Genomic DNA, 23,681 nt, shown 5'->3' on the forward strand with positions numbered 1-23,681 from the left:
CAAGGCCGGAGTGGCCAGGTCATGCCGGCCGCGGGGTTTCGCGGACCAGCCAGAAGGGGATATCGGTGACGTCCCTTTGCATGCCTTGCCAGTCAGGCATCAGGCCCTGCGTCAGCAGGTGGCCCCAGCCATCGATCCACTTCTGCTGGGCCCGGGCGCACAGCTCCAGCATGGCCGACGCATAGTGCAGCGGGCCGCCGATCAGCGGCAGCTCGCAGGCAATCTCGCGCACGTAGAAGGCCTCTGGCTCCGGCGCGAGGATTGAGCCCATGGCATCGAACTGCAGTTCTTCATACATGGTGCGGGCGAAGTCCAGGTTGAGCTCGGCCATGCGGCGCCAGTTGTCCGACAGGTCGGCTTGCATGGCCTCAAACTGGTGCGCGCCGGAGTAAAAGGTGGGAAACGGCCAGAAGCCGAGCGGCCAGAAGACTTGCGTTGCGGTCATCATCACGGGAATCTCCGGTGGTGGGTGTGCGCGCAGTGAGGCGGCAGTTGCTGCACACGGCGATGCCGCGATGCGGGCGGCACCCGGACTAGCTTATGCGGTAACGGCGCGCATCGCCATGCCGGCATCCTGGCTCCCGAGTGTGTCAATCACTTGCATCCCAGCCGCTTGGCCAGCTTGTGCAGGTTGCTGGCATCGATGCCCAGCTGGCGTGCTGCCTGGGCCCAGTTGCCACCCTGGTCCTGCAGCGCCTGTTCGATGCAGGCGCGCTGGGTTTGCTCCACCGCGTCGCGCAGGGTGATGCCCGCGGCATGCGCCGGTGCGGCAAACGGGCTGGCCATGCCAGTGCCGGCATGGCGTGCCGCAGGCACATCCAGTCCGTCGAGATCGAGCAATTCAGGCTCCAGCGTCACGATGTCATTGCGGCCCGCGCCACGGCTGACGGCACGCAGGGCCGCGCGGCTGATCACGTGTTCCAGCTCGCGCACGTTGCCGGGCCAGCGGTAGCTGCGCAGCGCATCCTGCGCACCGCCTGACAGCCGCAGGCTGCGCAGCCCCAGGCGCGCGCGGTTCAGCTCCAGGAAGCGCCCGGCCAGCAGCAGCACGTCGTTGCCGCGCTCGCGCAGCGGCGGGATCGGGATCGGGTAGACCGACAGGCGGTGGTACAGGTCGGCGCGGAACGAGCCGTCGCGCACATGCTCGCGCAGGTTGCGGTTGGTGGCCGCAATCACGCGCACGTTGACGCGGCGCGGGCGGTCCGAGCCCAGCCGCTGGATCTCGCCGTTCTGCAGCGTGCGCAGCAGCTTGGCCTGGATCGCCAGCGGCAGTTCGCCGACTTCATCGAGGAAGAGGGTGCCGCCGTCGGCGGCCTCGAAGCGCCCCGGGCGCTCGCCGGTCGCGCCGGAGAACGCGCCGCGCGCATGGCCGAACAGCTCGCTTTCAGCCAGCGACTCCGGCAGCGCCGCGCAGTTGACATGCACCAGCGGCTGCGCGCGCCGGCGCGACTGGCGGTGCAGGCGGTGCGCGAACAGCTCCTTGCCCACGCCGGTCTCGCCCAGCAGCAGCACCGGCAGGTCGGTATCGGCCACCACTTCCAGTTCATGCAGCAGGTTGGCGATGGCCTCGCTCTGGCCGATGATCTCGCCGCCGATGTCGCCATGCTGGGCCGTGGTTTCGTCGGCATCGGGCGTGCCGCGTGCCAGCTGCAGCGCGCGGATTTCGCCTTCCAGCCGGGTGGTGCGGATGGCCGCTTCGACGATCACCGTCAGCCGCTGCAGTTCGGCCTGGGACGCGGCATCGAAGGTGCCGATCGCCAGCGCGTCCAGCGTGAGCGCGCCCCAGGGCTGACCGTCCACGGCCAGGCTGGTGCCCATGCAGTCATGCACCGGCAGCGGCTCGCCGACGTGCTCGTCGATCAGGCCGTCGTACGGATCGGGCAACACGCTGTCGTGATGAAAGCAGGTCACGCCGCGGCGCGCCAGGATGGCGGCCAGGCGCGGGTGCAGGCCGACCGCAAAGCGCCGGCCCAGCGCATCGCGCACCAGGCCATCGACCGCCACGGGGCGCAGGTGGTCTTCCTCCAGCCGCAGCAGCGCCACCGCGCCACAGCGGAAATGCGTGCGCAGCATGCTGACCAGCCGCTGCAGGCGCACCGCATGCGGCAAGTCGGTGACAAGGTCGGCCAGCAACTCGGGATACATCGCGCTCGGTAGCATGGTGAAAAACACCGTCAGGGTAATTAGTACCGCGAGAAGTATAAGGTATTAATCACCATCACTGATTCAAGTCATTGATCCGGATAGGTTTTTTTCAGGCACGCTCCTCGCGTAAGTCATGCAGGCATAACTTCCACACGGAGCAACCATCATGACTTTGCAGGACCATTCGCTTGGCCAACTGGCCCGCCTGATCCCCGGTGCCACCCGGATCTTCCACGACTACGGGCTGGACTTCTGCTGCGGGGGCAAGCAGACCCTGCGCGACGCCGCGCAGCAAAAGGGTCTAGATGCGGCTGCCGTCGGCACCATCGACGCCCAGCTGCGCGCGCTGCAGGACGAAGCCGGGCCGTCGGCGCAGGACTGGAACACGGCGGCGCCGGCCGAGCTGATCGACCATATCCTCACGCGCTTCCATGCGCGCCATCGCGAGCAGTTGCCCGAGCTGATCCGCCTGGCGCGGCGCGTAGAGCAGGTGCACGGCGACCGGCCCGATTGCCCGCTTGGCTTGGCCGACCACCTGAGCGAGATGCTGGGCGAGCTGGAAATGCATATGCAGAAGGAAGAGCAGGTGCTGTTCCCGATGTTGTCGCGCGGCCTGCATGCCGCCGCGGGCCGGCCGATCATGGTAATGCGCGCCGAGCATGACGACCACGGCGTGGCGTTGCAGCGGCTGGCGGCGCTGACCAACGACATCACGCTGCCGCGCGCGGCCTGCAATACGTGGCGCGCGCTCTACCTGGGCCTGCGCACGCTGCGCGAAGACCTGATGGAACACATCCACCTGGAAAACAACGTGCTGTTCGAGATCACCACGGCACCCGCCGCCGCGCAAGCCACCGGATGCGGTTGCTCGACGCACGCCTGAGCCCTCCCGCCACCATAACCAACGACTTCGCATCATGGGTTCCTACCGCAGACTCTGGTTCCTGCTGATCGCCGTGCTGGCGGTCACATTCTCCCTGCTCGGCTACTACGGCGTCGAGGTGTACCGGCAGGCCCCGCCAATGCCGGCCAAGGTCGTCACGACCGAGGGCCGCACGCTCTTCACCGGTGAAGAGATCCTTGACGGCCAGACCGCCTGGCAGTCCGTGGGCGGCATGCAGCTGGGCTCCATCTGGGGCCACGGCGCCTACCAGGCGCCGGATTGGACCGCTGACTGGCTGCACCGCGAACTGACCGCGTGGCTGGAGCTGGCCGCGCAGGACGCCTACGGCCGGCCCTATGCGCAACTTGACGCGCCGGCGCAGGCCGCGCTGCGCGAACAGCTGCGCACCGAGTACCGCGGCAATGCCACCGATCCGGCCACCAACGTGCTGATAGTGTCGAAGCGCCGCGCGCAGGCCATTGCCGATACATCCGCCTACTACGACAAGCTCTTCTCCGATGCGCCAGCGCTGCACACCACGCGCGAGCACTACGCGATGAAGGAGAACACGCTGCCCAGCGCCGAGCGTCGCGAACAACTCACGCACTTCTTCTTCTGGACCGCGTGGGCCGCATCGACCGCGCGCCCGGGGCACGAGGCCACTTACACCAACAACTGGCCGCACGAGCCGCTGATCGGCAACCAGCCCACTAGCGAGAACGTGGTGTGGTCGGTGATCAGCGTGGTGGTGCTGCTGGCCGGGGTCGGCTTCCTGGTGTGGGCGTGGGCCTTCCTGCGCGGCAAGGAAGACGCGCCGCCGCAGGCGCCGGCACGCGACCCGCTGCTGTCCGTGGCGCTGACGCCGTCGCAGCGCGCGCTCGGCAAGTACCTGTTCCTGGTGGTGGCGCTGTTCGTGTTCCAGGTGTTGCTGGGCGGCTTTACCGCGCACTACACCGTCGAGGGCCAGAAGTTCTACGGCATCGATGTGTCGCAGTGGTTCCCGTACGCACTGGTGCGCACCTGGCATATCCAGAGCGCACTGTTCTGGATCGCCACCGGCTTCCTGGCCGCGGGCCTCTTCCTCGCGCCGCTGATCAACGGCGGCAAGGACCCGAAGTACCAGCGCCTGGGCGTGGATATCCTGTTCTGGGCACTGGTGGTCGTGGTGGTGGGATCGTTTACCGGCAACTACCTGGCGATCGCGCAGAAGCTGCCGGCCCACCTGAACTTCTGGCTGGGCCACCAGGGCTATGAGTATGTCGACCTGGGCCGGCTGTGGCAGATCGGCAAGTTCGCCGGCATCCTGATCTGGCTGGTGCTGATGATGCGCGGCATCCTGCCGGCGCTGCGCGCGCGCGGCACCGACCGCAACCTGCTGGCGCTGCTGACCTCGTCGGTGGTGGCGATCGGCCTGTTCTACGGTGCGGGCCTGGCCTACGGCGAACGTACCAGCCTGACGGTGATGGAGTACTGGCGCTGGTGGGTGGTGCACCTGTGGGTGGAAGGCTTCTTCGAAGTCTTTGCCACCACCGCGCTGGCATTCATCTTCTCCACGCTGCGCCTGGTGTCGCGCCCGATGGCAACGGCCGCCAGCCTGGCCTCGGCCTCGCTGTTCATGCTCGGCGGCATTCCCGGCACCTTCCATCACCTGTACTTTGCCGGCACCACCACGCCGGTGATGGCGGTGGGCGCCGCATTCAGCGCGCTGGAAGTGGTGCCGCTGATCGTGCTGGGCCATGAAGCCTGGGAGAACTGGAGCCTGAAGCAGCGCGCGCCGTGGATGGCAGACCTGAAGTGGCCGCTGATGTGCTTTGTCGCGGTGGCGTTCTGGAACATGCTGGGCGCCGGGGTGTTCGGCTTCATGATCAACCCGCCGATCGCGCTGTACTACATCCAGGGGCAGAACACCACGCCAGTGCACGCCCATGCCGCGCTGTTCGGGGTCTACGGGTTCCTGGCGCTGGGCTTCACGCTGCTGGTGCTGCGCTACGTGCGTCCGGCCTACCGGCTCAGCCCAACGCTGATGAAGACTGCCTTCTGGGGGCTGAACATCGGCCTGGTGCTGATGATCGGCACCAGCCTGCTGCCGATCGGCATCATCCAGTTCCTGGCCAGCGTCGAGCATGGCACCTGGTATGCGCGTAGCGAGGCCTTCATGCAGCAGCCCATCCTGCAGACCCTGCGCTGGGTGCGCACCTTCGGCGACGTGGTGTTTATCGTCGGCGCGGTGTCGTTTGCCTGGCAGGTGGTGCTGGGGCTGGCGAATCGTACGCCGGTGGCGGCGGATGCGGTGCCGGCGCGGATGAAGACGGCGGTGCGCTGAAAGATCGGGAGCGAGAGGCAGTGCTGGCCCGCCCGGGGTTCCGGGCGGGCTTTTTTCATCCTGCCGATGCGTGGCGGCTCAACTGTTCCCCGCCTGCTGCGCCTCGGCAACGATTTCCCGGATGGCCTGCTCGAACGCCTCCACCGGCTGCCCGCCGGTAACCAGATAGCGGTTGTTGAAGATGATGGACGGGACTGACTGGATGCCCATGCGCTGGTACTCCTGGATTTCCGCGCGCACCGCATCGGCATAGTCGTCGCTGTCCAGCACTTTGCGCGCCGCCGCGGCATCCAGGCCAACAGCCTGCGCGGCTTCGACCAGCACCTCGTGATTGCTCGGGTCCTTGCCGTCGGCATGGTAGGCGCGCAGCAGCGCCAGCTTCAGCGGCAGCTGCTTGCCTTCAAGGCCTGCCCAGTGCAGCAACCGGTGGGCATCGAAGGTGTTGTAGACATGGGTGCGCTCGCCAAACGGGAAGCCCACGCCGGCGCCGCGCTCGCGGATCATGGCCTGGGTCTCTGCGATCTGCGCCGGGGTGCGCCCGTACTTCCTGCCGAGATAGTCGACGATCGCTTCGCCCTCCGGGCGCATCCCCGGGTTGAGTTCAAACGGATGCACGACGATTTCGGCATCCACCGCATCGCCAAGGCGCTGCAGCGCCAACTGCAGTGAAGACAGGCCGATGGCGCACCAGGGGCAGGCAATGTCGGAGACGAAGTCAATCTTGATGGGTTGGGGCATGGCTACTCCTGGCGTGGGCAGGGGCGTGACCCCGGCCCGGATCTGGAAATTGCCGACAGGGTAGCCTGACTGGCGAATCCTTGCAGGCGGGCGCCGCGGCCGTGGCCGGGCGCCGCCCCATCAGTACCCGTCAGTCCCAGCGGCGCCCGTAGCCGTGGCCGTCATTGTCGTCATGACGGTGTGCCCATTCGCGCTCGCGCCAGTCGCGGCGGTTGTCTCGATAGCCTTCGCGGTAGCCTTCCCGGTAGTAGTCCCGGTGGTAGTCCCTGCGATAGCCGCGGTCATAGTCATAGCGTACCGGCACCGGTGCCACCACGACGGGGCGCGGTGCCACCACTACCGGGCTGGGCGCATAGGCAACCGGAGCCGGCGCATACACCGGCGCAGGAGCATAGACCGGGGCTGGACGATAGACCGGCGCCGGCTGGGCCACCACCACGCCCGGCACGCCGATGCCGATATCGATATTCACACCGGCGTGAGCCCCGGCGCTGGCCACCAGCATTGCACCACCTGCTACCGCCATTGCGATGATTCGTTTCATGGTTGCCTCCCAAGGGGCGTTGGACATGGGCTCACTGTAGGGGGCGGGCTTGTAATATGGGGCGCGCGAAGTGTTGCAAGTGTGACGTGGTGTAACCTTGCTGCAGGGATGGGACGTCTTGGCTACGCCTGTATCATGCAACCCCGTTGCCGAAGCTCTTTCCTTCCTTAGCTGCTCCATGCCCCGTACCGCCCTTGTCCTGCTGGCCCTGGCCGCCTTCACTGCCATCCCCACCGCAGCCACTGCCGCCGCCGATATCCAGGCCGGCAAGGCCCTGTTCACCACGCGCTGCGCCTCGTGCCACCACGTTGGCCGCAACGCGCGCGCAGGCTTTGGCCCGCAGCTGAACGGCATCTTCGGCCGTGCCGCGGGCGGCACCAGTGATTTCCAGTATTCGGAGGCAATGCGCGCTTCAAAGGTGGTGTGGTCGCATGACACGCTGCGTGCCTTCATCCATTCGCCCGGCAAGGTCGTGCCTGGCACGAAGATGCGCTTCTGGGGGCTCAGTGATGACAAGCAGATCAGCGATCTGCTGGCTTACCTGCAGACATTCCAGTAGGCGGGAAATGCGGCCCCGGCCCTTCCCCGGCCAACGCGTCATGCGGATTGCGCAACGGGCACGCCTTCAACGACAGACACCCGCACCCGATACACCCATCTAGCTGGTCACGCAATTGCGTGAGCGTGCGGATCCGTTCATCCAGGTCATCGCGCCAGCTGGCCGACAGCCGGCGCCAGTCGGCCACAGTGGGCGCACGCCCGTCCGGCAGCTTCTGCATGGCATCGGCGATCACCGCCAGCGGCAGCCCCATGCGCTGCGCCACGCGGATCACGGCCAGCCGCCGCAGCACGGCGCGCGCATAGCGGCGCTGGTTGCCGCCGCTGCGCGTGCTGGCGATCAGGCCGCGCGATTCATAGAAATGCAGGGCGGATACGGCGATGCCCGTGCGCGCGGCGACTTCGCCGACGGAGAGCAGTTCTTCTGAGGGCGCGGCACGGCGCCGGCGCGGTGAAGGGGGCTTGTTCGCGGAGGCCATCGGCAGTGGAAGACACCAGTGGAACGGAGGAATGTCCATGCTACCACCAAGGCCGCGCTTGACATCAAGCTAAGTTGAGGTTTGATACTTGCGACTCCACTGTTCGCCACGCCTCAATACAGAGCTGATGACCATGTTCCCGTTCTCGCCCTCATCCTTGCGTTCACCCGCGATGCCCGCGCTGCCTTCCATGCCCACCATGCCGGTCGCTCGCTCCAACCCCTCGCTGAGCCTCATCAATCCCGAGGGGCTGTACGACCCGCGGCCCAACGGCTATTCGCATGTGGCCATGGTGGAAGGCCCGGCCCGCATCGTCTATATCGCGGGGCAGGGCGGTGAGGACGCGGCCGGTTGCCTGCCGCTCGATTTTCCGCGCCAGGTGGCGCGTGCCATGCATAACCTGCGCATCGCGCTGCAAGCGGCAGGCGCCGACGTGGGCGATGTGGCCAAGCTCACGGTGCTGGTGGTCGACCACTCGCACGACCGCCTGCGCACCTTCGGCGCGGCGCTGCGCGAGATGTGGGGCGACAAGCCAACGCCGGCCTGCACGCTGATTCCGGTGCCGCGGCTGGCGCTGGACAATATGCTGTTCGAGATCGAAGCGACGGCGGTGCTGCCGGGCTGAACGCAACGCAACGACTGCGTGATCGCCGAGGTGGCGCGCGTGGTCGGGCGGGAGCGGATGAAGGCAGTTCTTCGGGCCGATGTCAAAGGCAGGATTGCCTGCAGCCGCAAGGTAGGCGTGGGCTGCGGCGCTTTGCCGCAGCGGCTGTCCTATCTTCAGCGCGGTGCGGCGCTGAAAGTCTTGTTGACGATCTTCCAGACGCCGTCAATCTCCAGCAGCGTCATAAAGTCGGTGAAGGTCACGCCCGGGTATTCCAGCACCACTTTGGCGACGCCGGCATTGCCCACCACATCGAACTGCGTGATAAAGCGCTTGCGCTGCGCCTCGTCCGCCGCGGGATGGCCGGGGCAGCGCGCCGAGGTGAATTCCTCAACCGTCAGCGAATGCAGCTTGCCGTCACGGAACGAGACGATGCGCGCGTCGGCGGCAAACGCCTTGTACATGAATTCGGCCTTGCCGGTGATATGGCCCTGCAGGTAGTCCTCGATCGGCGCGAGCGCGGCCACGTGGCGGGAAGTCAGGCCCGTTTCTGAATACGTCATGGTCTCCTCCAAAACTGGGGCGGCACCGGGTTACCCACCCCATGCCGCGGCGTTGAAAGCGCTGATTGTATTCCAGTTTTGTATGCAAACGTACGGGGCGCTGTCGGCTAGACCGATGTGGCGATGAGTTCACGCAGCCAGCGGTGTGCCGGATCGCGATGCACACGCTCTGGCCACAACATCGACATCTCATAGCCCGGCACTTCGACTGGCGGTTCCACCACCTTCAGTCCCGGCACGCCGCGCACCAACCGCTCGGGCAGCATCGCCACCAGATCGGTGCTGGCGACGGCCGACGTGACAAACAGGAAGTGGGGTACAGACAGCACGACACGCCGTTGCATGCCGGCCTGCGCCAGCGCCTCGTCGGTGACGCCGTAAAAGCCGCCGCCGTCCGGCGACACGATCACGTGGTCGAGCGCGCAGAACTGCGCCAGCGTGGGCCGCCGCTTCAGCTGCGGATGCCCGGCGCGGCCCACCAGCACATAGCGCTCGGTGAACAGGGCGCGTCGGTGCAGGCCCGGCGGCGAGCCATCGGTGGTGTGGAGGGCCAGGTCCAGTTCGGCACGCTCGGCCTGCCGGGCGATGCGCGGGGGAACCATCTCCACCACGGCCAGGCGCGCGCCGGGCGCCGCCATGCGCAGCGCCTGCAGCGCCGGCAGCACGATGGTCGATTCGCCGTAGTCGGTCGCGGCCACGCGCCAGGTGTGGGTCGAGGCAGCGGGATCGAACGGACTATCGGACGAGACCGCGTGCTCCAGCGAGTCCAGCGCCTCACGCAAAGGTTCGCGCAGCGATTCGGCCTTGGCGGTGGGGCGCATGCCGCGCGGGCCCGGCAACAGCAACGGGTCGCCGAAGTAATCACGCAGCCTGGACAGGTGCACGCTGACCGAAGGTTGTGACAGGTGCAGCCGCTGCGCCGCGCGGGTCACGTTGTGCTCTGACAGCAGCACATCCAGCGTCACCAGCAGGTTCAGGTCCAGCCGCCTGAGATTAGTCATGACAATACCTGGGATATTGGATATTCATTTCTAATATAGCTGACGACGGCTTATGCTGGCTTCACACGAAACTTCTGGAAGCCGCTGCCATGAACGTATTGCTTGTCTATGCCCACCCGGAACCGAGGTCGCTCAACGGTGCGATCCGCGACTTTGCCGTGCAGCGCTTGCGCGATGCCGGGCACCAGGTTCAGGTCTCGGACCTGTATGCGATGCAATGGAAGGCCCAGCTCGACGGCGCCGACACCACGGCGCAGCCGGGCGATGCGCCCTTCCACCCGTCACTGGATTCCAAACATGCCTTCGAGAACGGGCTGCAGAGCGACGACATTGCGCATGAGCAGGAAAAGCTGCGCTGGGCCGACACGGTCATCCTGCAGTTCCCGCTGTGGTGGTTCTCGATGCCGGCCATCCTGAAAGGCTGGGTCGAGCGCGTCTATGCCTATGGTTTTGCCTACGGCGTGGGTGAACACTCCGACGAGCGTTGGGGCAACCGCTATGGCGAAGGCAGTCTCGCTGGCAAGCGCGCCATGCTGGTCGTCACCACCGGCGGCTGGGAATCCCACTACAGCGCGCGCGGCATCAATGGCCCGATCGACGACATCCTGTTCCCGATCCACCACGGCATCTTGTACTACCCCGGATTTGACGTGCTGCCGCCGTACCTGGTGTATCGGACCAGCAAGGTTGATGAGGCGCGCTTTGCTCGGATTCGCGAGGAGTTGGGCGAGCGGCTAGATGCGCTGGGGACAACCGCACCGATCCCGTTCCGGCGGCAGAACGCGGGGGACTACCAGATTCCGCAGTTGACGCTTCGCGAGGAGGTGGCGCCGGGAACGGTGGGGTTCGCGGCGCATGTGGAGTAAGGGCGGCAACCGACGGCCGCCCCGGTGGACTTAGTCCGCCCGAATATCCGCCCGCGCCGCCACCGCCCGCATCTCCGGCAATTCCTTCTCCACCCGCGCCTTCACTGCTGCGCCATTGCCATAAGCCGGCGTCAGCGCCAGTTCAACCATGCGCGCCTTGGTAGCCGGCGCGTTGGCGACGTCGGCCAGGGCCTTCTCCAGCTTCTGCTGCACCGACGCGGGCAGGCCTGCGGGTGCCAGCAGCGCGAACCACGTGCCCATCTGGAAGCCGGGGTAGCCACTCTCCGCGACGGTCGGCACTTGCGGCAACGCCGGCAGTCGCTGCGGCGACAACACCGCCACCGGCCGGATCTTGCCGCCCTTGATCAGCGGCAGGGTGGCCACCACGGTATCGACCGCGACCGGCACCTGGCCGCCGGCCAGCGCGGTCAGGCTGGGGGCGCTGCCGTTGAAGGGCACGTGGACCATGCGGATGCCGGTGGCGGACTTGAGCATCTCCGCGCCGAAATGCACCGAGGACCCCGCGCCGAACGAGCCGTAGGAGAACTTGTCCGGGTGGGCTTTGGCCTGCGTCACCAGATCCTTGAGCGAGGTGATCTGCGTGTCCGGGTTGGCCACCAGTACCAGGCTCATGTCGGCGACCAGGCCCAGCGGGGTGAAGCTCTTGATCGGGTCGTAGCCCAGGTGTTGGCGGATGGCCGGGTTCAGCGTCAGCGTGGTGCTGGCCGCCAGCAGCAGCGTGTAGCCGTCGGGCGCGGCCTTGGATACCTGGGTGGCGCCGATCACGGTGCTGGCGCCGGGCTTGTTCTCGACCACCACTGACTGGCCGAGTTTTTCGCCAAGGCCCACTGCCAGCAGGCGGCCCAGCACGTCAGTGGCGCCGCCCGCGGCGAAGGGCACCACCAGCCGGATCGGGCGGTCCGGCCAGGATTGGGCCTGCGCGGCGGCGGGCGTTGTGGACAGCACCGCGGTCAGGGCGGCGGCGCAGGCGAGAAACAGCTTCGGGGGCATTGCGGTCATCGTTGGCACTCCTGCCGGCAGTTGTAGGAATAGAAGGCAATCGGAAGCAATACGAAGCGGGGCCAGGACTAGCCGAAGGCTCAATCGAGCCAGGGGCTGCGCACGCGCGAGAAGCCGCCGGCCTGGTCATAGGCATGGCCGATCTGCAGCACCGCGGCGTCGGCCTGCGCCGGGCCGATGATCTGGATGCCGGCCGGCAGGCAATGGGGTCCGAAGCCGGCTGGTGCGGCCAGCGCGGGCAGTCCGGCCATGGTGGCCGGCACCACCACCTGCATCCAGCGGTGGTAGGTGTCCATGTCGCGGCCGTCGATGGCATGCGGCCAGTCCCAGTCGGCATTGAACGGGAACATCTGCGCGGCCGGCAGCACCAGGTAGTCGAAGCGCTCGAACAGCGCGCGCAGTACCTGGTACCACGCGCTGCGCTCGCACAGGGCCTCATACACGCGCGTGCCCGGCAGGGCCAGGCCGCGCTCGATCTCCCATGCGGCCTCAGGCTTGAGCAGCTGGCGCCTGGCCGGGTCGTGGTACAGCGCCGCGTTGGCGCCGGCCACCGAGAAGCTGCGCAGGTCGATCCACGCGCGCCACAGGCGCTCCAGGTCGAACTCGGGCAGCGCGGTGTCCACGGTGCAGCCGAGCGTGCGCAGGTGCGCGAGCGCCTGCTCGCAGGTATCGAGCACGCCGGCTTCGGTCGGCAGGTGGCCGCCCAGGTTGCCCAGCCAGCCGATGCGCACGCCGGTCCAGTCGCGTTCGGGCGGCAGCGTGAAGGTGCCGGGCGCTTCGGCGCGGTGCGTCAGCGGCAGGCGCGCGTCAAAGCCTGCCTGCACCGACAGCAGCAGGGCCAGGTCCGGCACGTTGCGCGCCATCGGGCCGGCCACGCTGAACTGCTGAAAGAAGACCTCGTCGCCCGGGCCGTGCGGCACGCAGCCGACCGAGGTACGCAGGCCATACACATGGTTGAACGCCGCGGGCGTGCGCAGCGACCCCATCATGTCCGAGCCATCCGCCACCGGCAGCATATGCAGCGCCACCGCCACCGCGGCGCCGCCGCTGCTGCCGCCGGCGGAGCGTGCCGGGTCGAAGGCGTTGCGGGTGGTGCCGTAAACCGGGTTGTAGGTATGGCCGCCCAGGCCGAACTCCGGCGAGTTGGTGCGCCCGACAAAGACCGCGCCGCCGGCGCGCATGCGCTCGAAGATCACGGCGTCGGTCTCGCTGACCTGACCGGCGAAGATCGGCGAGCCCTTGGTGGTGACCATGCCCGCGGCCGGGCTGATGTCCTTGGGCGCCTGCGGGAAACCATGCAGCGGGCCGCGGCTGGCGCCGCGTGCCAGTTCGGCGTCGAGCCCCGCGGCCTGCGCGCGCAGGGTGTCGCGCTCCACCGGCGCCACGATGGCATTGACGCGCGGGTTGTGGCGGTCGATCTGGCCAAGGAAGGCATCGAGCACTTCCACGCACGAGACCTCGCGTGCATGGATGGCGCGCGACAGGGCGACGGCATCGAGTTCGGTGATGGGATCGGTGGACGGGGTGGGCGCCATGGCTCGGGTGTCTCCTGTGGTGTCGGGAAAAAGCATACGGGCGGCGCACGGTTTCCCGCAATCGATGATTTTTTCAAATATCCTTGCGTAAAACGCAAACCAGCCCCCGGAGCCGCCCATGTTGTCGCATCGCCTGCAGGAAACCTCGCTGCGCTATTTCCTGGAGGTCATACGCAGCGGCTCGCTGACCGAGGCGGCGCAGCGGCTGAATGTCACCGTGTCGGCTGTGAGCCGCCAGGTCGGCGCGCTCGAAGCGTTGCTCGGCGTGCCGCTGTTCGACCGCCGGCCGCGTGGCATGGTGGCTAGCGCGGCCGGGGAGTTGCTGGCGGCCTATGCCCTGCGCGGTGCGCTGGAGGCCGATCGGGTGGTGTCAGAGATCGCCGCGCTGCAGGGCCTGCGCCGGGGCCGGGTGCGGGTGGCCAGCTCAGCAGGTTTTGCAATCGAGTTCCTGCCGCGCATCATTGCCGAGTTCCGCCAGCGCTATCCGGGCCTGCAGTTCCATGTGCGCGTGGCGCCGCCGGCCGAGGTCACCGGCATCGTGCTGCACGGCGACGCGGACATCGGCATTACCTACAGCCGCGCCGCGGAGCAGGGCATCCGCGTGGAGCACCGCCAGCCCGCGCCGGTCATTGCCATCATGCGTCCGGACCATCCGCTGGCGCGCTTTCGCAGCGTCACGCTGGCGCAGATGCAGCCTTACCCGCTGGCGCTGCCGGAGGGCGACAACACCGTGCGCCAGCTGTTCGACATCGCTTGCGGCGAACGCGGCATCGTGTTCGAGCCGGTTCTGGTGACCAACCACTTCGAGACCCTGACCAACTTCGTGCTGCACGGTGGCGGGCTGTCGATCTCCGGCGCCGTCACCGTGGGCGACAGGTTGCGCCGCGGCGAACTGCGCGCCGCCTCGATCCGGGAGCGCGGCATGCGCAGCCGCGCGGTCGAACTGCAGACGCTGGCCGGCCGCACGCTGCCTGAGGGCGTGCGTGCGTTCCTGGGGTTTATCCGCGAACGGCTGGCGGCGGAGGTTGGCGTGGCGGGCGCCTAGGGCCTGGCCTGCGGCGCCCGCCATCGCTGGCGTCATCCGCGCCAGGTGCTGCCGGTCACATCGCCGGTGGTGCGGGCTTCGGGGAGCTCGCGGCGCACGCGGATGTCGTTGTTGACCTCCTTGACGCCGTAGGTGCCGTCGGCCAGGTCTTCGATATAGAACTTCTGGCCGCGGTCGCGCACGGTGCCGGTCAGTGACACCACGCCTTCGCTGACGTCCACACTGACGTCGCTCACGTCAACGCCGCGCGCATAGCTCAGCTGCTCGCAGATCTGGTCGCGGATGCGTTCGTCGCTGCGCTGGTAGCCGCGCGGGCCAGTGTGGCGTTCGGAGCTGCCGAACCAGTCGCCCACGGCTTCGCCGATGCGGCGGCCCAGGTTGTAGAGCACGCCATGCGAGCCTTCGCGCTCGTCATCGAGATCGTCGGTTTCCCAGCCGCGGCGCTGCGCATATTCCCGGTAGCCCGGGCTGTGACGCCGGGCCTCATAGCGCTGCTTTTCTTCCCAGTCCTCGTGCGGGTCGACCCAGTAGCGGGTGTCGCTGCGCAGGTCGCTGAAGTAGGTGTCATGGCCGCGCGCGTGAGGCGATTCACGCGGATCCCGTGCGCGTTCGGCGCTGCGGCGCCACTGGCGCTCGGCGTACTCGTCGTCGCGTTGCCATGCCTGCGGATCGCGCCATTCGCTGGCACGTTCCCAGCCATAGCCGCCGTTCAGGCCATAGCGCAGGTTGCTGCCGGAGCGTGCGCCGGACGGGTGTTCCGGGTACCTGCGGGCGCCGTACGCTTCGTTGAAATCCCGGTCCGGGCGGGCGGAGCCGCCGTAACTGGTCTGGCCCGGGGCCATTTGCTGGCGCCGACGCCGCGCTTGCCAGCGCTCCTGTTCGGATTCAGGTTGCCAGTCATCGTCTTCCCATGCCTGGCGGCGTTGGCGCGCGGCGCGCGCATTGCGCTCATCGTAGTAGTAGCCCATGCTGTTTTCCTGACAGTGTGCGTGTGGCGCCATGTGCGGGCGCAGGCGCACACGCCGTGCGCGAACCGCTGGCGGGTAATCAGGAAGGGGCAAGATTCGTACCGTGCGGCGGGATGCCCCGCGGACGGGGGTTTGCCGGCACTTTGGCGCACTGCATCCATGCAAGGGTTTCAGAGCTTGTAAGGGATGCCGGTCCGGATGGGCGGGGCGTGCCGCAGTATCCACATGGCGCGAGGCAGGGCGCCACGCGCACCGGGGCTGGCATGCCGGGCGGCCGTGCTGCCGCCCGTCGCCACCTTTTTGCCGGTTTACTTCGCGCTGCTGGTCTTGGTCGACTTTGTCGACTTGGTGGCCGAGGCTTTCGCAGAGGCGGCTGCGCTGCCAGCGGCCGTGGTCGCCGGGGCCGGTTCGATCAGGTTGCTGATCTTCTTCTGGTTGACCATCAGCGCGTCGCGCATCAGCGCCTTGCCGGTGCACTGCGGATTGACCGAGTCCTTGAAGCGGCGGCGGATCAGGCTGTTTGCCGGATCATAGGAGCAGGCGGATTCAGGCGCCTCCCCAGAATATGGGATGGGCAACCGCGGCAGACCGTGCGATGGGTAAGGGCGGCGGCGTTTACCCTCAAGCGGGCCGCACGACCGTCCCATGCGCGGGCGGATATGTCAGAATCCGCCGTCGTGCCCGGCGCAATGGGCGGCACAGCGGCATGGCTCGGGAAAAGACAGGCATGGCAAGCACAACAAGAGTCCTGATCGTCGAAGACGATCCCGCGGCGCTGAGCCGCCTGGTGCAGGCCGTCGAGATGCATGCGCCGGCCACCGTGGTGGCAGGCTGTACCGCCAGCGCGGCGGAAGCCCTGGCCTGGCTGGCGCAGCACCAGCCCGACGTGCTGCTGTGCGACCTCGGCCTGCCGGACGGCAGCGGCATCGACGTGATCCGCGACGCGCGCGAGCGCTATCCCGCGTGCGACTGCATGGTGGTCACGGTGTTCGGCGACGACCAGCACGTGCTGGCCAGCATCGAGGCCGGCGCCATCGGCTACCTGCTCAAGGACGAAACCACGGACCGCATCGCCGCCTCCATCGGCGAGCTGCGCGCGGGCGGCTCGCCGATGAGCCCGCTGATCGCGCGGCAGGTAGTGAACCGGCTGCGCGGCGCGCCGGCCGAGGCGGTTGCGCGCGATACCGCGGCCCCCGGTGCCGTGGTGCTGTCGGTGCGCGAAAACGAGATCCTGGACCTGATCTCGCGCGGCTATACCTATGCCGAGACTGCCCGCTACCTGGGGCTGAGCGTGCATACCGTGCAATCGCACATCAAGAACATCTACGGCAAGCTGGCGGTGCGCTCACGCGGCGAAGCCGTGTTCGAGGCGGCCAAGCTGGGCCTGCTCAAGTCCTTGTGACCCCACCTAATGCTGCATCGGCCGCGCCACCTCCGGACCGTGCTTGCCGTGCTGCTGGCATGGGCCTGCCTGATGCTGCCCGGCATGGCGGCAGCCGCGGGCACGATGGAACTGGCCGCGGCCACGCGCGCGGCCACGCTGACCGACGGCACGGTGCTGCCGGCGCTCCCGCTGACGCTGCCTGATTACTGGGACCGGGGGATGCCGGGCAAGTCCGGCACGCTAGTCTACGAACTGCGCTTTGACCGCAACTGGCCCGCGGCTGACCCTGGGGGGCTGTTCGTACCATGGGCCGGCGGCAGCTACGAGGTGCGGCTCAATGGCGTGCTGATCGCTGCCGGCGGGCGCCTGGACGCACCCTCGTCGGCGCTGGCCAAGCGACCCTACTACGTGGCCATGCCGCCCGAGCTGGCAAGCACTCACGGCAACCTGCTGCGCATCACCGTGGCGGCGCGCGCCTATGCGCGCTCGGGCCTGCTGCCGGTGACGGTGGGCCCGGCCGCCGACGTGCGCGCGCAGTTCGAACAGGCCTTCCGCCTGCGCGTAGTCGGCCCGCTGATCGCGGCGGTGCTCAGCGTCGTGCTGGGCGGCCTCGCGCTGCTGATCTGGTGGCGCCAGCGCGATCCGCTGTTCGGCCTGTACGGGCTGGCCGAGGTCGCCTGGAGCGTGCGGCTGCTCGACTACTTTGTCGATGACCTGGCGATTCCCGCGGAACTGCGCAGCTATATCGTCGCCGCCGCGCGCGAGGTGTTCCTGGGCGCCATCGCCCGGTTCTGCCTGCTGGTGATCCGCGTGCCGTGGCGCTGGCTGCATCGCACCCTCAACGCCTACCTGTGGCTGGCGCTGCCGGTGATCGCGCCGCTGGCTGCCGTGTCAAGCCACCCGATGGTCTTTCCGCTGAGCTGGCTGGTCAAGGTGGGCATCATCCTGACCGTGGCCGGCGCGATGGTATGGGGCGCATTGCGCCGGCCCAGCCGCGAGGCAACGCTGCTGGCCGCCACCGTGGGAGTGTCGGCAGTGCTGTTCCTGGCGGACTGGATCAAGGTCTGGCTGACCGGCGACTACTACTGGGTCCATTCCATGACCCGCTATGTGTCGGTGCCGTTCAGCGTGGTGATGGCGTGGATGCTGGCGGAGCGCTACACCAGCGCGGTGCAGAGCCTGCAGGACGCCAACCGGGTGCTGACCGAGCGCGTCGCGCAGCGCGAGGCGCAGCTGCGCGCGGCCTTCGCGCGCACGCAGAAGATCGCTGCCGAGGAGACCGCCCTGCGCGAGCGCGGCCGCATCCTGCGCGACATGCACGATGGCCTGGGCAGCCAGCTTGTCACCACGATCTCGATGCTGGAATCCGGCAAGGCCAGCTCGTCGGAAATCGCCGTGCAGGTCCGGCACGCCCTGGATTCGCTGAAGCTTTCCATCGACGCCATGCAGGACACCGGCGGCGACCTGGCGGCGGTGCTGGGCAACCTGCGCTACCGCCTGGGGCCGCGCATCGCCGATGGCGGCCTCGATATCCACTGGGAGGTCGAGCGCCTGCCCACGCTGGCGCATTTCACCGCGCGCAAGGTGCAGGAGCTGCAATACCTGCTGCTCGAAGGCATCACCAACGTGCTGCAGCACGCACGGGCAACCGCCCTGACCGTGACCGCCCACGCGGACATGGACGCGCAGGTGATCCGGATCACGCTGGCCGACAACGGCCGCGGCTTCGACACCGGGGCCACGCGCGGCGGGCGCGGGCTGCGCAATATGCAGGTGCGCGCGGCGGCGATCGACGGGCGGCTGCTGATCCGCTCGGCGCCGGGCAGTACGGCGCTGACGGTGGAGGTGCCGCTGGCGCCGCGAGACGGCGATGAGGCTGGCACCGACCGGGAGGGCATCGCGCCCGCCGCGTAGAGGCCCGGGCGGGCTGGGCGCGAAGGCTCAGCATGCCAGGCCGGGGGCTGGCGCTCAGCGCGCGCCACGCCGCGGCGCCAGCCGCACGGCCAGCGCAGCCAGCGCGGCGGCGGTCGCCAGCGCGGCGACGCCGGTCCAGCCGAAACGCGCCAGTGCCAGGCTGCCGAGCGCGGCGCCGACCGCCATGCCGGTGAACATGCAGACGAACAACACGGCATTCAGGCGGCTGCGCGCGCCCGGATCGATGCCATAGACAATGGTCTGGTGCGCGACCAGAGCGATCTGGACACCGAGGTCGAACCCGATGGCGCTGGCGCCGATCAGCCACAGCTGCGCATGCGGCGATACCAGCGGGGTCAGCAGCATGCCGGCAAACGACAGCGCCGCCAGTGCCGCGCCCAGCCGGGTCACCCGCTCCGGCCCGCTGCGGTCGGCAAGGCGCCCGGCAAGCGGCGCGCCCAGCGCGCCGGCGGCGCCGGCCAGGCCGAACGCGCCCGCGGCTTCACTGCCGAGATGGAACGGTGCGCCATGCAGCATCACCGCCAGCGTGGACCAGAACGCGCTGAAGCCCACCGACAGCAGCCCCTGCGCCAGGGCGGCGCGGCGCAAGGCGCCATGCTCGCGCCACAGGGCCGCCAGCGAGGCCAGCAGCGCACGATACGGCAGTACCGTGGTGGGCGTGAAGCGCGGCAACTGGCGCCGGGCAACCAGCGCGACCGCCGCGATGCTGGCCGCCGCAATCATGAACATGGCGCGCCAGCCGAAGTGCGCGGCGACGAAGCCGCTGACCACCCGCGACAGCAGGATGCCCAGCAGCAGTCCGGTCATGACCGTCCCGACCACCTTGCCGCGCTGCGCCGCGGGCGCCAGCGCCGCTGCAGCGGGCACGATGTCCTGGGCCATGGTGGCGGCCAGGCCCACCACCAGGCTGGATACCAGCAACGCGCCAATGCCGGGCGTCAGGCCCGCCAGCAGCAAGGCTCCGACCAGCGCCACCGCCTTGGCCACGATGATGCGGCGGCGGTCATAGCGGTCGCCCAGCGGCGCCAGCAGCAGGATGCCCAGCGCATAGCCGAGCTGCGTCAGGGTCGGGATGGCGCCGGTTGCCGAATCGGACGCATGCAGGTCGGGTGCCATCACCCCGAGCATGGGCTGGCTGTAGTACAGCGAGGCGACTGAAAGGCCCGCGCCGACGGCAAGCATCAGCACCAGGCGTGCCGGCAAGGACGGGCTGGCAACGGTGGCTGGGGTGGCAGGAGCAGAGGACATGTTGGGGTTGCGTGGTCCGCAGGCAGGTTTGGGTGGCTCGAAGTGTTGTCCACGCCGGCCGATTCTGGTAGACGTGCGGAATGAACAATGGTTATACGAGATACGTATGAAACGCGAGCCAGCATTGCCGCTAACCCCCGCCACGCAGGGCAGGGCAGCCGCCCGCGGCGCGACCAGCGCCGACCGCATCGAGCTGATGCAGACCTTTGTGCGCATCGTCGAGGCCGGCAGCCTGTCGATGGCGGCAGCGCAGCTGCAGACGACCCAGCCCACCGTCAGCCGGCGCCTGCAGACGCTGGAGCGGCTGCTCGGCGTGCGCCTGCTGCAGCGCTCCACGCATGCGATGAAGCTGACCGAGGACGGCGAACGCTGCTATGAGCGTGCCAAGGGGCTGGTGGCCGACTGGACCATGTTCGAGGCCGACGTGCGCGGGGTCGGGCATGCGCCGGCAGGCACGTTGCGCGTGGTGGTGCCGCACGCTTTCGGGCAGGAGCTGCTGGTCGGCCCGCTGGCCGGCTTCCTGCAGCAGTACCCCGAAGTCTCGGTGGAATGGCTGCTGCATGACCGTACCCCGGATTTCATCGCCGAGGCCATCGATTGCGCGATCCATGTGGGCGAAGTGAATGAACCTGGCGTGGTGGCGGTGCGGCTCGCCGACGTGCCGCGTGCGGTCATTGCCGCACCGTCGCTGTTTGAGGGTAAGCCGCTGCCACGCCGGCCGGAAGACCTGGAGGGCCTGCCATGGCTGGCGCTGCGCACCTTCTATCGCAATGAGGTCGTGCTGCAGAACACGCAGACGCAGGCGCGCCAAGGCATCGCATTCCAGCCGCGCATGAGCACGGACAGCCTCTACGCGCTGCATTCGGCGACCCGGCTGGGGCTGGGTGTTGCCGTCGGCTCGGCCTGGATCTTTGCCGACGACATTGCCAGCGGCAGGCTGCTGCACCTGCTGCCGCAGTGGCAGGCCGATCCCTTGCCGATCTACCTGGTCTACCCCTATGCGCGCTTCTATCCGGCGAAGCTCAGGTCGTTTGTCGATGCCATGCGGCAAGCCATTCCCACGCCGGGTATGGTCGGGAGCCCGGGCCCGGGCCCGCGGCGGCGCGAGCGCGGCGAGCGGACCCGTCGCGCATGAGCGTGCCCAGGGAGGCGCGGAAGACGACGCCGTCAAGGGCACAAGGCCGGGCAGGCCGCCGTCACCCCTTGCCCAATGCCCCACACCTCTTCGGTGCAGGTGGGCAGGCAGCGGTGCCGACACTGCCCGCAACCCGTGCTTTCTGCCCCACTTCAGCGCGTTTTCTGCACTGGATTTGCGCATTATCAAGACCTTAGAAATCCGCGCTTCAGGCCTGCAAATCAAGGCCGATAGGAGGAAATCCAAGCCAGGTTCTGTGACCGCCATGACGCCCTTTTTCCTTCCCGCCGAGCGCCTGATGGCGCGCCTGAATATCAACCGCAAGCTCGCGCTGATCGCCGTGCTGTTCCTGGTGCCGCTATGCGGCGCGATGTACGTGGTGCTGAGCGATGCGGCGGGATCGATCCGCACCACCGGCGATGAAGTGCGGGGGCTTGCCGTGGCCGGGCATGCGCTCGACTTCATGCGCGAGACCCAGGTGCGGCGCGGCGCCGCCAATGCGGTGTTGTCGGGCAATGCGGCCTTTCGCGCCACCTTCGAAGCGGCCGACAACAAGGCCGCGGCCAGCCTGGCGGGGCTGACGCGCAGCATCGCGGAGAATCCTGCCTTTGAACTGGCGGCCGGGGCGCGCAAGCTGGAGCAGGACTGGCAGCATCTGCGCGGGCTTGGCCTGGACACCACGGCGGGGCCGCTGTTCGAGCGCCACAGCGTGCTGGTGCGGCAGACGCAGGCGTTTATCGGCGACGTGGCCGAGCGCTCGCAGCTGGCGCTGGACAGTGAAGCGGGCTCGTACTACCTGCTCAACCTGCTGGTGGGCCCGATGCCGCGCCTGGCTGAGCTGAGCGCGCTGGCGCGCGGCCGCGGGGCCGGCATCATCGCGCAGGGCGGCTATGCCGATGCCGCGCAGCAGGCCGGCCTGGGCGCGCTCGCCGAGCAGATCCACGAGGGGCTGGAAACGGTGCGGCGCGACATCGCGCGCGTCGGGAACGCGGCACCCGCGTACCGGCCGCGCATCGACGCCGCGCTGGCGCGGCTCGCCGCGATGGACAACTTCCATCGCACGCTCAAGGTCCGGATGCTGGGCGCGACCGGCATCGATATCGATGCCAAGACTTACTTCGATGAGGCCACCGCGGCCATCGAAGGCGTGGCGGCCGCCAACAAGGCGTTTGCCGGGATCGTGGACGCCATGCTGGCACAGCGTGTCGCGGCGCAGGAAGCGCAGTTCGTGTTGCTGGCGGGCATTGCGCTGGTGACCGTGGCCGCCGCGTTCTACCTGTTCATCGGCTTCAGCCGCGGCATGCGCGGCGACGTGCGGCAGGTGGCGGAGATGGTCGAGCGCATCAACGCGGGCGACCTGACCCTGCGCATCGCGGTGCGCGGGCGCGACGAACTGAGCGAGATCAAGCGGCACCTGCTGTCGCTGGTGGACAGCTGGCGCGCGCTGATCGGCGACACCAAGTCCGGCGCGCACAACGTGCTGGCGGCGGCGGGCGATATCGCGCAGGGCAATATCGACCTGTCGCAGCGCACCGAGGAGCAGGCCTCGTCGCTGGAGCAGACCGCGGCCAGCATGGAGCAGCTGACTGCAACCGTGCAGCAGAACGCCAGCAATGCCGGCCAGGCCAGCGAACTGGCGCGCGAGGCGTCTGACGTGGCGCGCGCCGGCGGCGACGCGGTCGGGCGTATGCAGCAGACCATGCAGGAAATCGAGGCCGACTCGCGGCGCATCGTCGACATCATCGCGGTGATCGACGGCATCGCCTTCCAGACCAATATCCTGGCACTGAACGCGGCGGTGGAGGCCGCGCGCGCGGGCGAGGCCGGCCGCGGCTTTGCGGTGGTGGCGACCGAAGTGCGCGGGCTGGCGCAGCGCGCCGGCAACTCGGCCAAGGAGATCCGCACGCTGATCTCGCAATCGGCGCAGCGCGTGGCGTCGGGCAACACGCTGGCGCTGGACGTTGCCGCGACCATGGAGACCACTGTTGCCGCCATCGGCCGCGTGACGGCGATGATGGATGAGATCAGCCATGCCTCGCGCGAGCAGAGCACCGGCATCGCCCAGGTCAACCAGGCGGTGACGCAGATGGACCAGGTCACGCAGCAGAACGCCGCGCTGGTGGAGGAGGCCGCCGCGGCGGCGCAGTCGCTGCAGGAGCAGGCGCTGCATATGCAGCGGGCGGTGGCGGTGTTCCGGACCGAGGCGCAAGCCTAGTCCGCCTGCCAGTGTTCAGCGCCGGAAGATCCAGATCACGACCGACACCAGCACCGACACCAGGATGCAGGTCGTGATCGGAAAGTAGAAGCTGAACCCGTCCCGGACGATATGGATATCGCCGGGCAGCCGCCCAAGTGGCAGCTTCGACAGCCAGGGCCAGGCAGCGGCGGCTGCGATCAGCAGGCAGCCAAGGATGAGAAGCAGGCGTTGCATGATCGGATGGATTTGTTCGGGCCGGCGGCTTGTGGCGCCCCGGATCCTGAGACGTTGGACAGGCACTTCGCCGCAGGATTGCATCGGCTCGGCGCACCGGGGGCAGGGACTATAGGTCTCGGGTTTCGGAATGTAAATTGAGAGTTGGCGCTCTTTGCATGAAATTTGGTTATAGCGCCGAAATGCCGCAAGGTTAGTCTGATAGTAAATTTCACGATCAGCCAGTTTTCCGATAGAAAGCACTGTTCCGTGATCCAGATGTTCAATCTGGTTCCA

23 protein-coding genes are annotated in these 23,681 nt (G+C 68.2%); 11 read left to right on the forward strand and 12 right to left on the reverse strand.

Going from position 1 to position 23,681, the window contains the following annotated elements; genetic code table 11:
* Positions 1–19 precede the first annotated feature (19 nt).
* A complete protein-coding gene (locus tag AC07UK_RS33975; RefSeq protein WP_436225357.1) occupies positions 20–448 on the reverse strand; it encodes a polyhydroxyalkanoate granule-associated phasin in 429 nt (142 codons plus the stop codon).
* 146 nt (positions 449–594) lie between these two features.
* On the reverse strand, positions 595–2,160 hold the full coding sequence (gene norR, locus AC07UK_RS33980) for a nitric oxide reductase transcriptional regulator NorR (protein WP_494687428.1): 1,566 nt from the start codon (positions 2,158–2,160) through the stop codon (positions 595–597).
* A gap of 151 nt (positions 2,161–2,311) precedes the next feature.
* Between norR and ytfE the strand changes: the two genes are divergently transcribed.
* Positions 2,312–3,028, forward strand: a complete 717-nt coding sequence (gene ytfE / locus AC07UK_RS33985; RefSeq protein WP_436224696.1) for an iron-sulfur cluster repair protein YtfE — start codon at positions 2,312–2,314, stop codon at positions 3,026–3,028.
* Positions 3,029–3,062: 34 nt separating this feature from the next.
* On the forward strand, positions 3,063–5,351 hold the full coding sequence (locus AC07UK_RS33990; RefSeq protein ID WP_494687427.1) for a nitric-oxide reductase large subunit: 2,289 nt from the start codon (positions 3,063–3,065) through the stop codon (positions 5,349–5,351).
* Between the two features lie 78 nt (positions 5,352–5,429).
* Here AC07UK_RS33990 and AC07UK_RS33995 read toward each other — a convergent pair whose 3' ends face one another.
* The gene (locus AC07UK_RS33995; protein ID WP_436224698.1) at positions 5,430–6,089 is read right to left on the reverse strand and encodes a DsbA family oxidoreductase; all 660 of its coding nucleotides are present in this window, start codon (positions 6,087–6,089) and stop codon (positions 5,430–5,432) included.
* A 130-nt stretch (positions 6,090–6,219) separates the two neighbouring features.
* On the reverse strand, positions 6,220–6,633 hold the full coding sequence (locus tag AC07UK_RS34000; RefSeq protein ID WP_436224699.1) for a hypothetical protein: 414 nt from the start codon (positions 6,631–6,633) through the stop codon (positions 6,220–6,222).
* A gap of 178 nt (positions 6,634–6,811) precedes the next feature.
* Here AC07UK_RS34000 and AC07UK_RS34005 point away from each other — a divergent pair, with 178 nt between their 5' ends.
* Entirely contained in the window at positions 6,812–7,192 is a 381-nt protein-coding gene (locus AC07UK_RS34005; protein WP_436224700.1) for a c-type cytochrome, read from the forward strand.
* On the opposite strand, the gene soxR is transcribed toward AC07UK_RS34005, so the two are convergent.
* Positions 7,155–7,670, reverse strand: a complete 516-nt coding sequence (gene soxR / locus AC07UK_RS34010) for a redox-sensitive transcriptional activator SoxR (RefSeq protein WP_316156054.1) — start codon at positions 7,668–7,670, stop codon at positions 7,155–7,157. The genes AC07UK_RS34005 and soxR overlap by 38 nt on opposite strands.
* A gap of 172 nt (positions 7,671–7,842) precedes the next feature.
* On the opposite strand from soxR, the gene AC07UK_RS34015 reads away from it, so the two are divergent.
* Positions 7,843–8,295 (forward strand): RidA family protein, encoded by a 453-nt coding sequence (locus AC07UK_RS34015; RefSeq protein WP_436225358.1) that lies wholly within the window; start codon positions 7,843–7,845, stop codon positions 8,293–8,295.
* Positions 8,296–8,450: 155 nt separating this feature from the next.
* On the opposite strand, the gene AC07UK_RS34020 is transcribed toward AC07UK_RS34015, so the two are convergent.
* Both AC07UK_RS34020 and AC07UK_RS34025 read right to left on the reverse strand, forming a co-directional pair.
* Complete coding sequence (locus AC07UK_RS34020; RefSeq protein ID WP_494687426.1) at positions 8,451–8,837, reverse strand: nuclear transport factor 2 family protein; 387 nt, start codon at positions 8,835–8,837, stop codon at positions 8,451–8,453.
* Positions 8,838–8,944: 107 nt separating this feature from the next.
* Positions 8,945–9,838 (reverse strand): LysR family transcriptional regulator, encoded by an 894-nt coding sequence (locus AC07UK_RS34025; RefSeq protein ID WP_494687425.1) that lies wholly within the window; start codon positions 9,836–9,838, stop codon positions 8,945–8,947.
* 89 nt (positions 9,839–9,927) lie between these two features.
* Between AC07UK_RS34025 and AC07UK_RS34030 the strand changes: the two genes are divergently transcribed.
* On the forward strand, positions 9,928–10,704 hold the full coding sequence (locus tag AC07UK_RS34030) for an NAD(P)H-dependent oxidoreductase (RefSeq protein ID WP_494687424.1): 777 nt from the start codon (positions 9,928–9,930) through the stop codon (positions 10,702–10,704).
* A gap of 30 nt (positions 10,705–10,734) precedes the next feature.
* Here the strand turns inward: AC07UK_RS34030 and AC07UK_RS34035 are convergent, their stop codons facing one another.
* Together AC07UK_RS34035 and AC07UK_RS34040 are read right to left on the reverse strand one after the other, a co-directional pair.
* Positions 10,735–11,724, reverse strand: a complete 990-nt coding sequence (locus AC07UK_RS34035) for a Bug family tripartite tricarboxylate transporter substrate binding protein (RefSeq protein WP_436224703.1) — start codon at positions 11,722–11,724, stop codon at positions 10,735–10,737.
* Between the two features lie 80 nt (positions 11,725–11,804).
* Positions 11,805–13,259, reverse strand: a complete 1,455-nt coding sequence (locus tag AC07UK_RS34040; RefSeq protein ID WP_494687423.1) for an amidase — start codon at positions 13,257–13,259, stop codon at positions 11,805–11,807.
* A 118-nt stretch (positions 13,260–13,377) separates the two neighbouring features.
* Here AC07UK_RS34040 and AC07UK_RS34045 point away from each other — a divergent pair, with 118 nt between their 5' ends.
* Positions 13,378–14,304 (forward strand): LysR substrate-binding domain-containing protein, encoded by a 927-nt coding sequence (locus AC07UK_RS34045; RefSeq protein WP_436224705.1) that lies wholly within the window; start codon positions 13,378–13,380, stop codon positions 14,302–14,304.
* A gap of 32 nt (positions 14,305–14,336) precedes the next feature.
* Here the strand turns inward: AC07UK_RS34045 and AC07UK_RS34050 are convergent, their stop codons facing one another.
* Entirely contained in the window at positions 14,337–15,272 is a 936-nt protein-coding gene (locus tag AC07UK_RS34050; RefSeq protein WP_436224706.1) for a BON domain-containing protein, read from the reverse strand.
* Between the two features lie 276 nt (positions 15,273–15,548).
* Here AC07UK_RS34050 and AC07UK_RS34055 point away from each other — a divergent pair, with 276 nt between their 5' ends.
* The 3 genes from AC07UK_RS34055 (at position 15,549) to AC07UK_RS34065 (ending at position 18,570) form a co-directional block, all read left to right on the forward strand.
* Positions 15,549–15,806: a hypothetical protein gene (locus AC07UK_RS34055; RefSeq protein ID WP_436224707.1), complete on the forward strand. Its 258-nt coding sequence runs from the start codon at positions 15,549–15,551 to the stop codon at positions 15,804–15,806.
* Positions 15,807–15,999: 193 nt separating this feature from the next.
* Complete coding sequence (locus AC07UK_RS34060; protein WP_436224708.1) at positions 16,000–16,674, forward strand: response regulator; 675 nt, start codon at positions 16,000–16,002, stop codon at positions 16,672–16,674.
* Positions 16,675–16,683: 9 nt separating this feature from the next.
* Positions 16,684–18,570 carry a sensor histidine kinase gene (locus AC07UK_RS34065; RefSeq protein WP_494687422.1) on the forward strand — a complete coding sequence of 629 codons (1,887 nt, stop codon included), beginning with the start codon at positions 16,684–16,686 and terminating at the stop codon, positions 18,568–18,570.
* A gap of 54 nt (positions 18,571–18,624) precedes the next feature.
* On the opposite strand, the gene AC07UK_RS34070 is transcribed toward AC07UK_RS34065, so the two are convergent.
* Entirely contained in the window at positions 18,625–19,839 is a 1,215-nt protein-coding gene (locus AC07UK_RS34070) for an MFS transporter (RefSeq protein ID WP_494687421.1), read from the reverse strand.
* A gap of 106 nt (positions 19,840–19,945) precedes the next feature.
* On the opposite strand from AC07UK_RS34070, the gene AC07UK_RS34075 reads away from it, so the two are divergent.
* Positions 19,946–20,974, forward strand: coding sequence for a LysR family transcriptional regulator (locus AC07UK_RS34075; RefSeq protein WP_494687420.1), 1,029 nt, complete (start codon positions 19,946–19,948; stop codon positions 20,972–20,974).
* A 265-nt stretch (positions 20,975–21,239) separates the two neighbouring features.
* Positions 21,240–23,189, forward strand: coding sequence for a methyl-accepting chemotaxis protein (locus AC07UK_RS34080; RefSeq protein WP_494687419.1), 1,950 nt, complete (start codon positions 21,240–21,242; stop codon positions 23,187–23,189).
* Positions 23,190–23,204: 15 nt separating this feature from the next.
* On the opposite strand, the gene AC07UK_RS34085 is transcribed toward AC07UK_RS34080, so the two are convergent.
* Positions 23,205–23,405 carry a DUF2905 domain-containing protein gene (locus AC07UK_RS34085; protein WP_010810842.1) on the reverse strand — a complete coding sequence of 67 codons (201 nt, stop codon included), beginning with the start codon at positions 23,403–23,405 and terminating at the stop codon, positions 23,205–23,207.
* Positions 23,406–23,681 lie beyond the last annotated feature (276 nt).

The organism is Cupriavidus sp. GW821-FHT07C08, assembly GCF_059419025.1.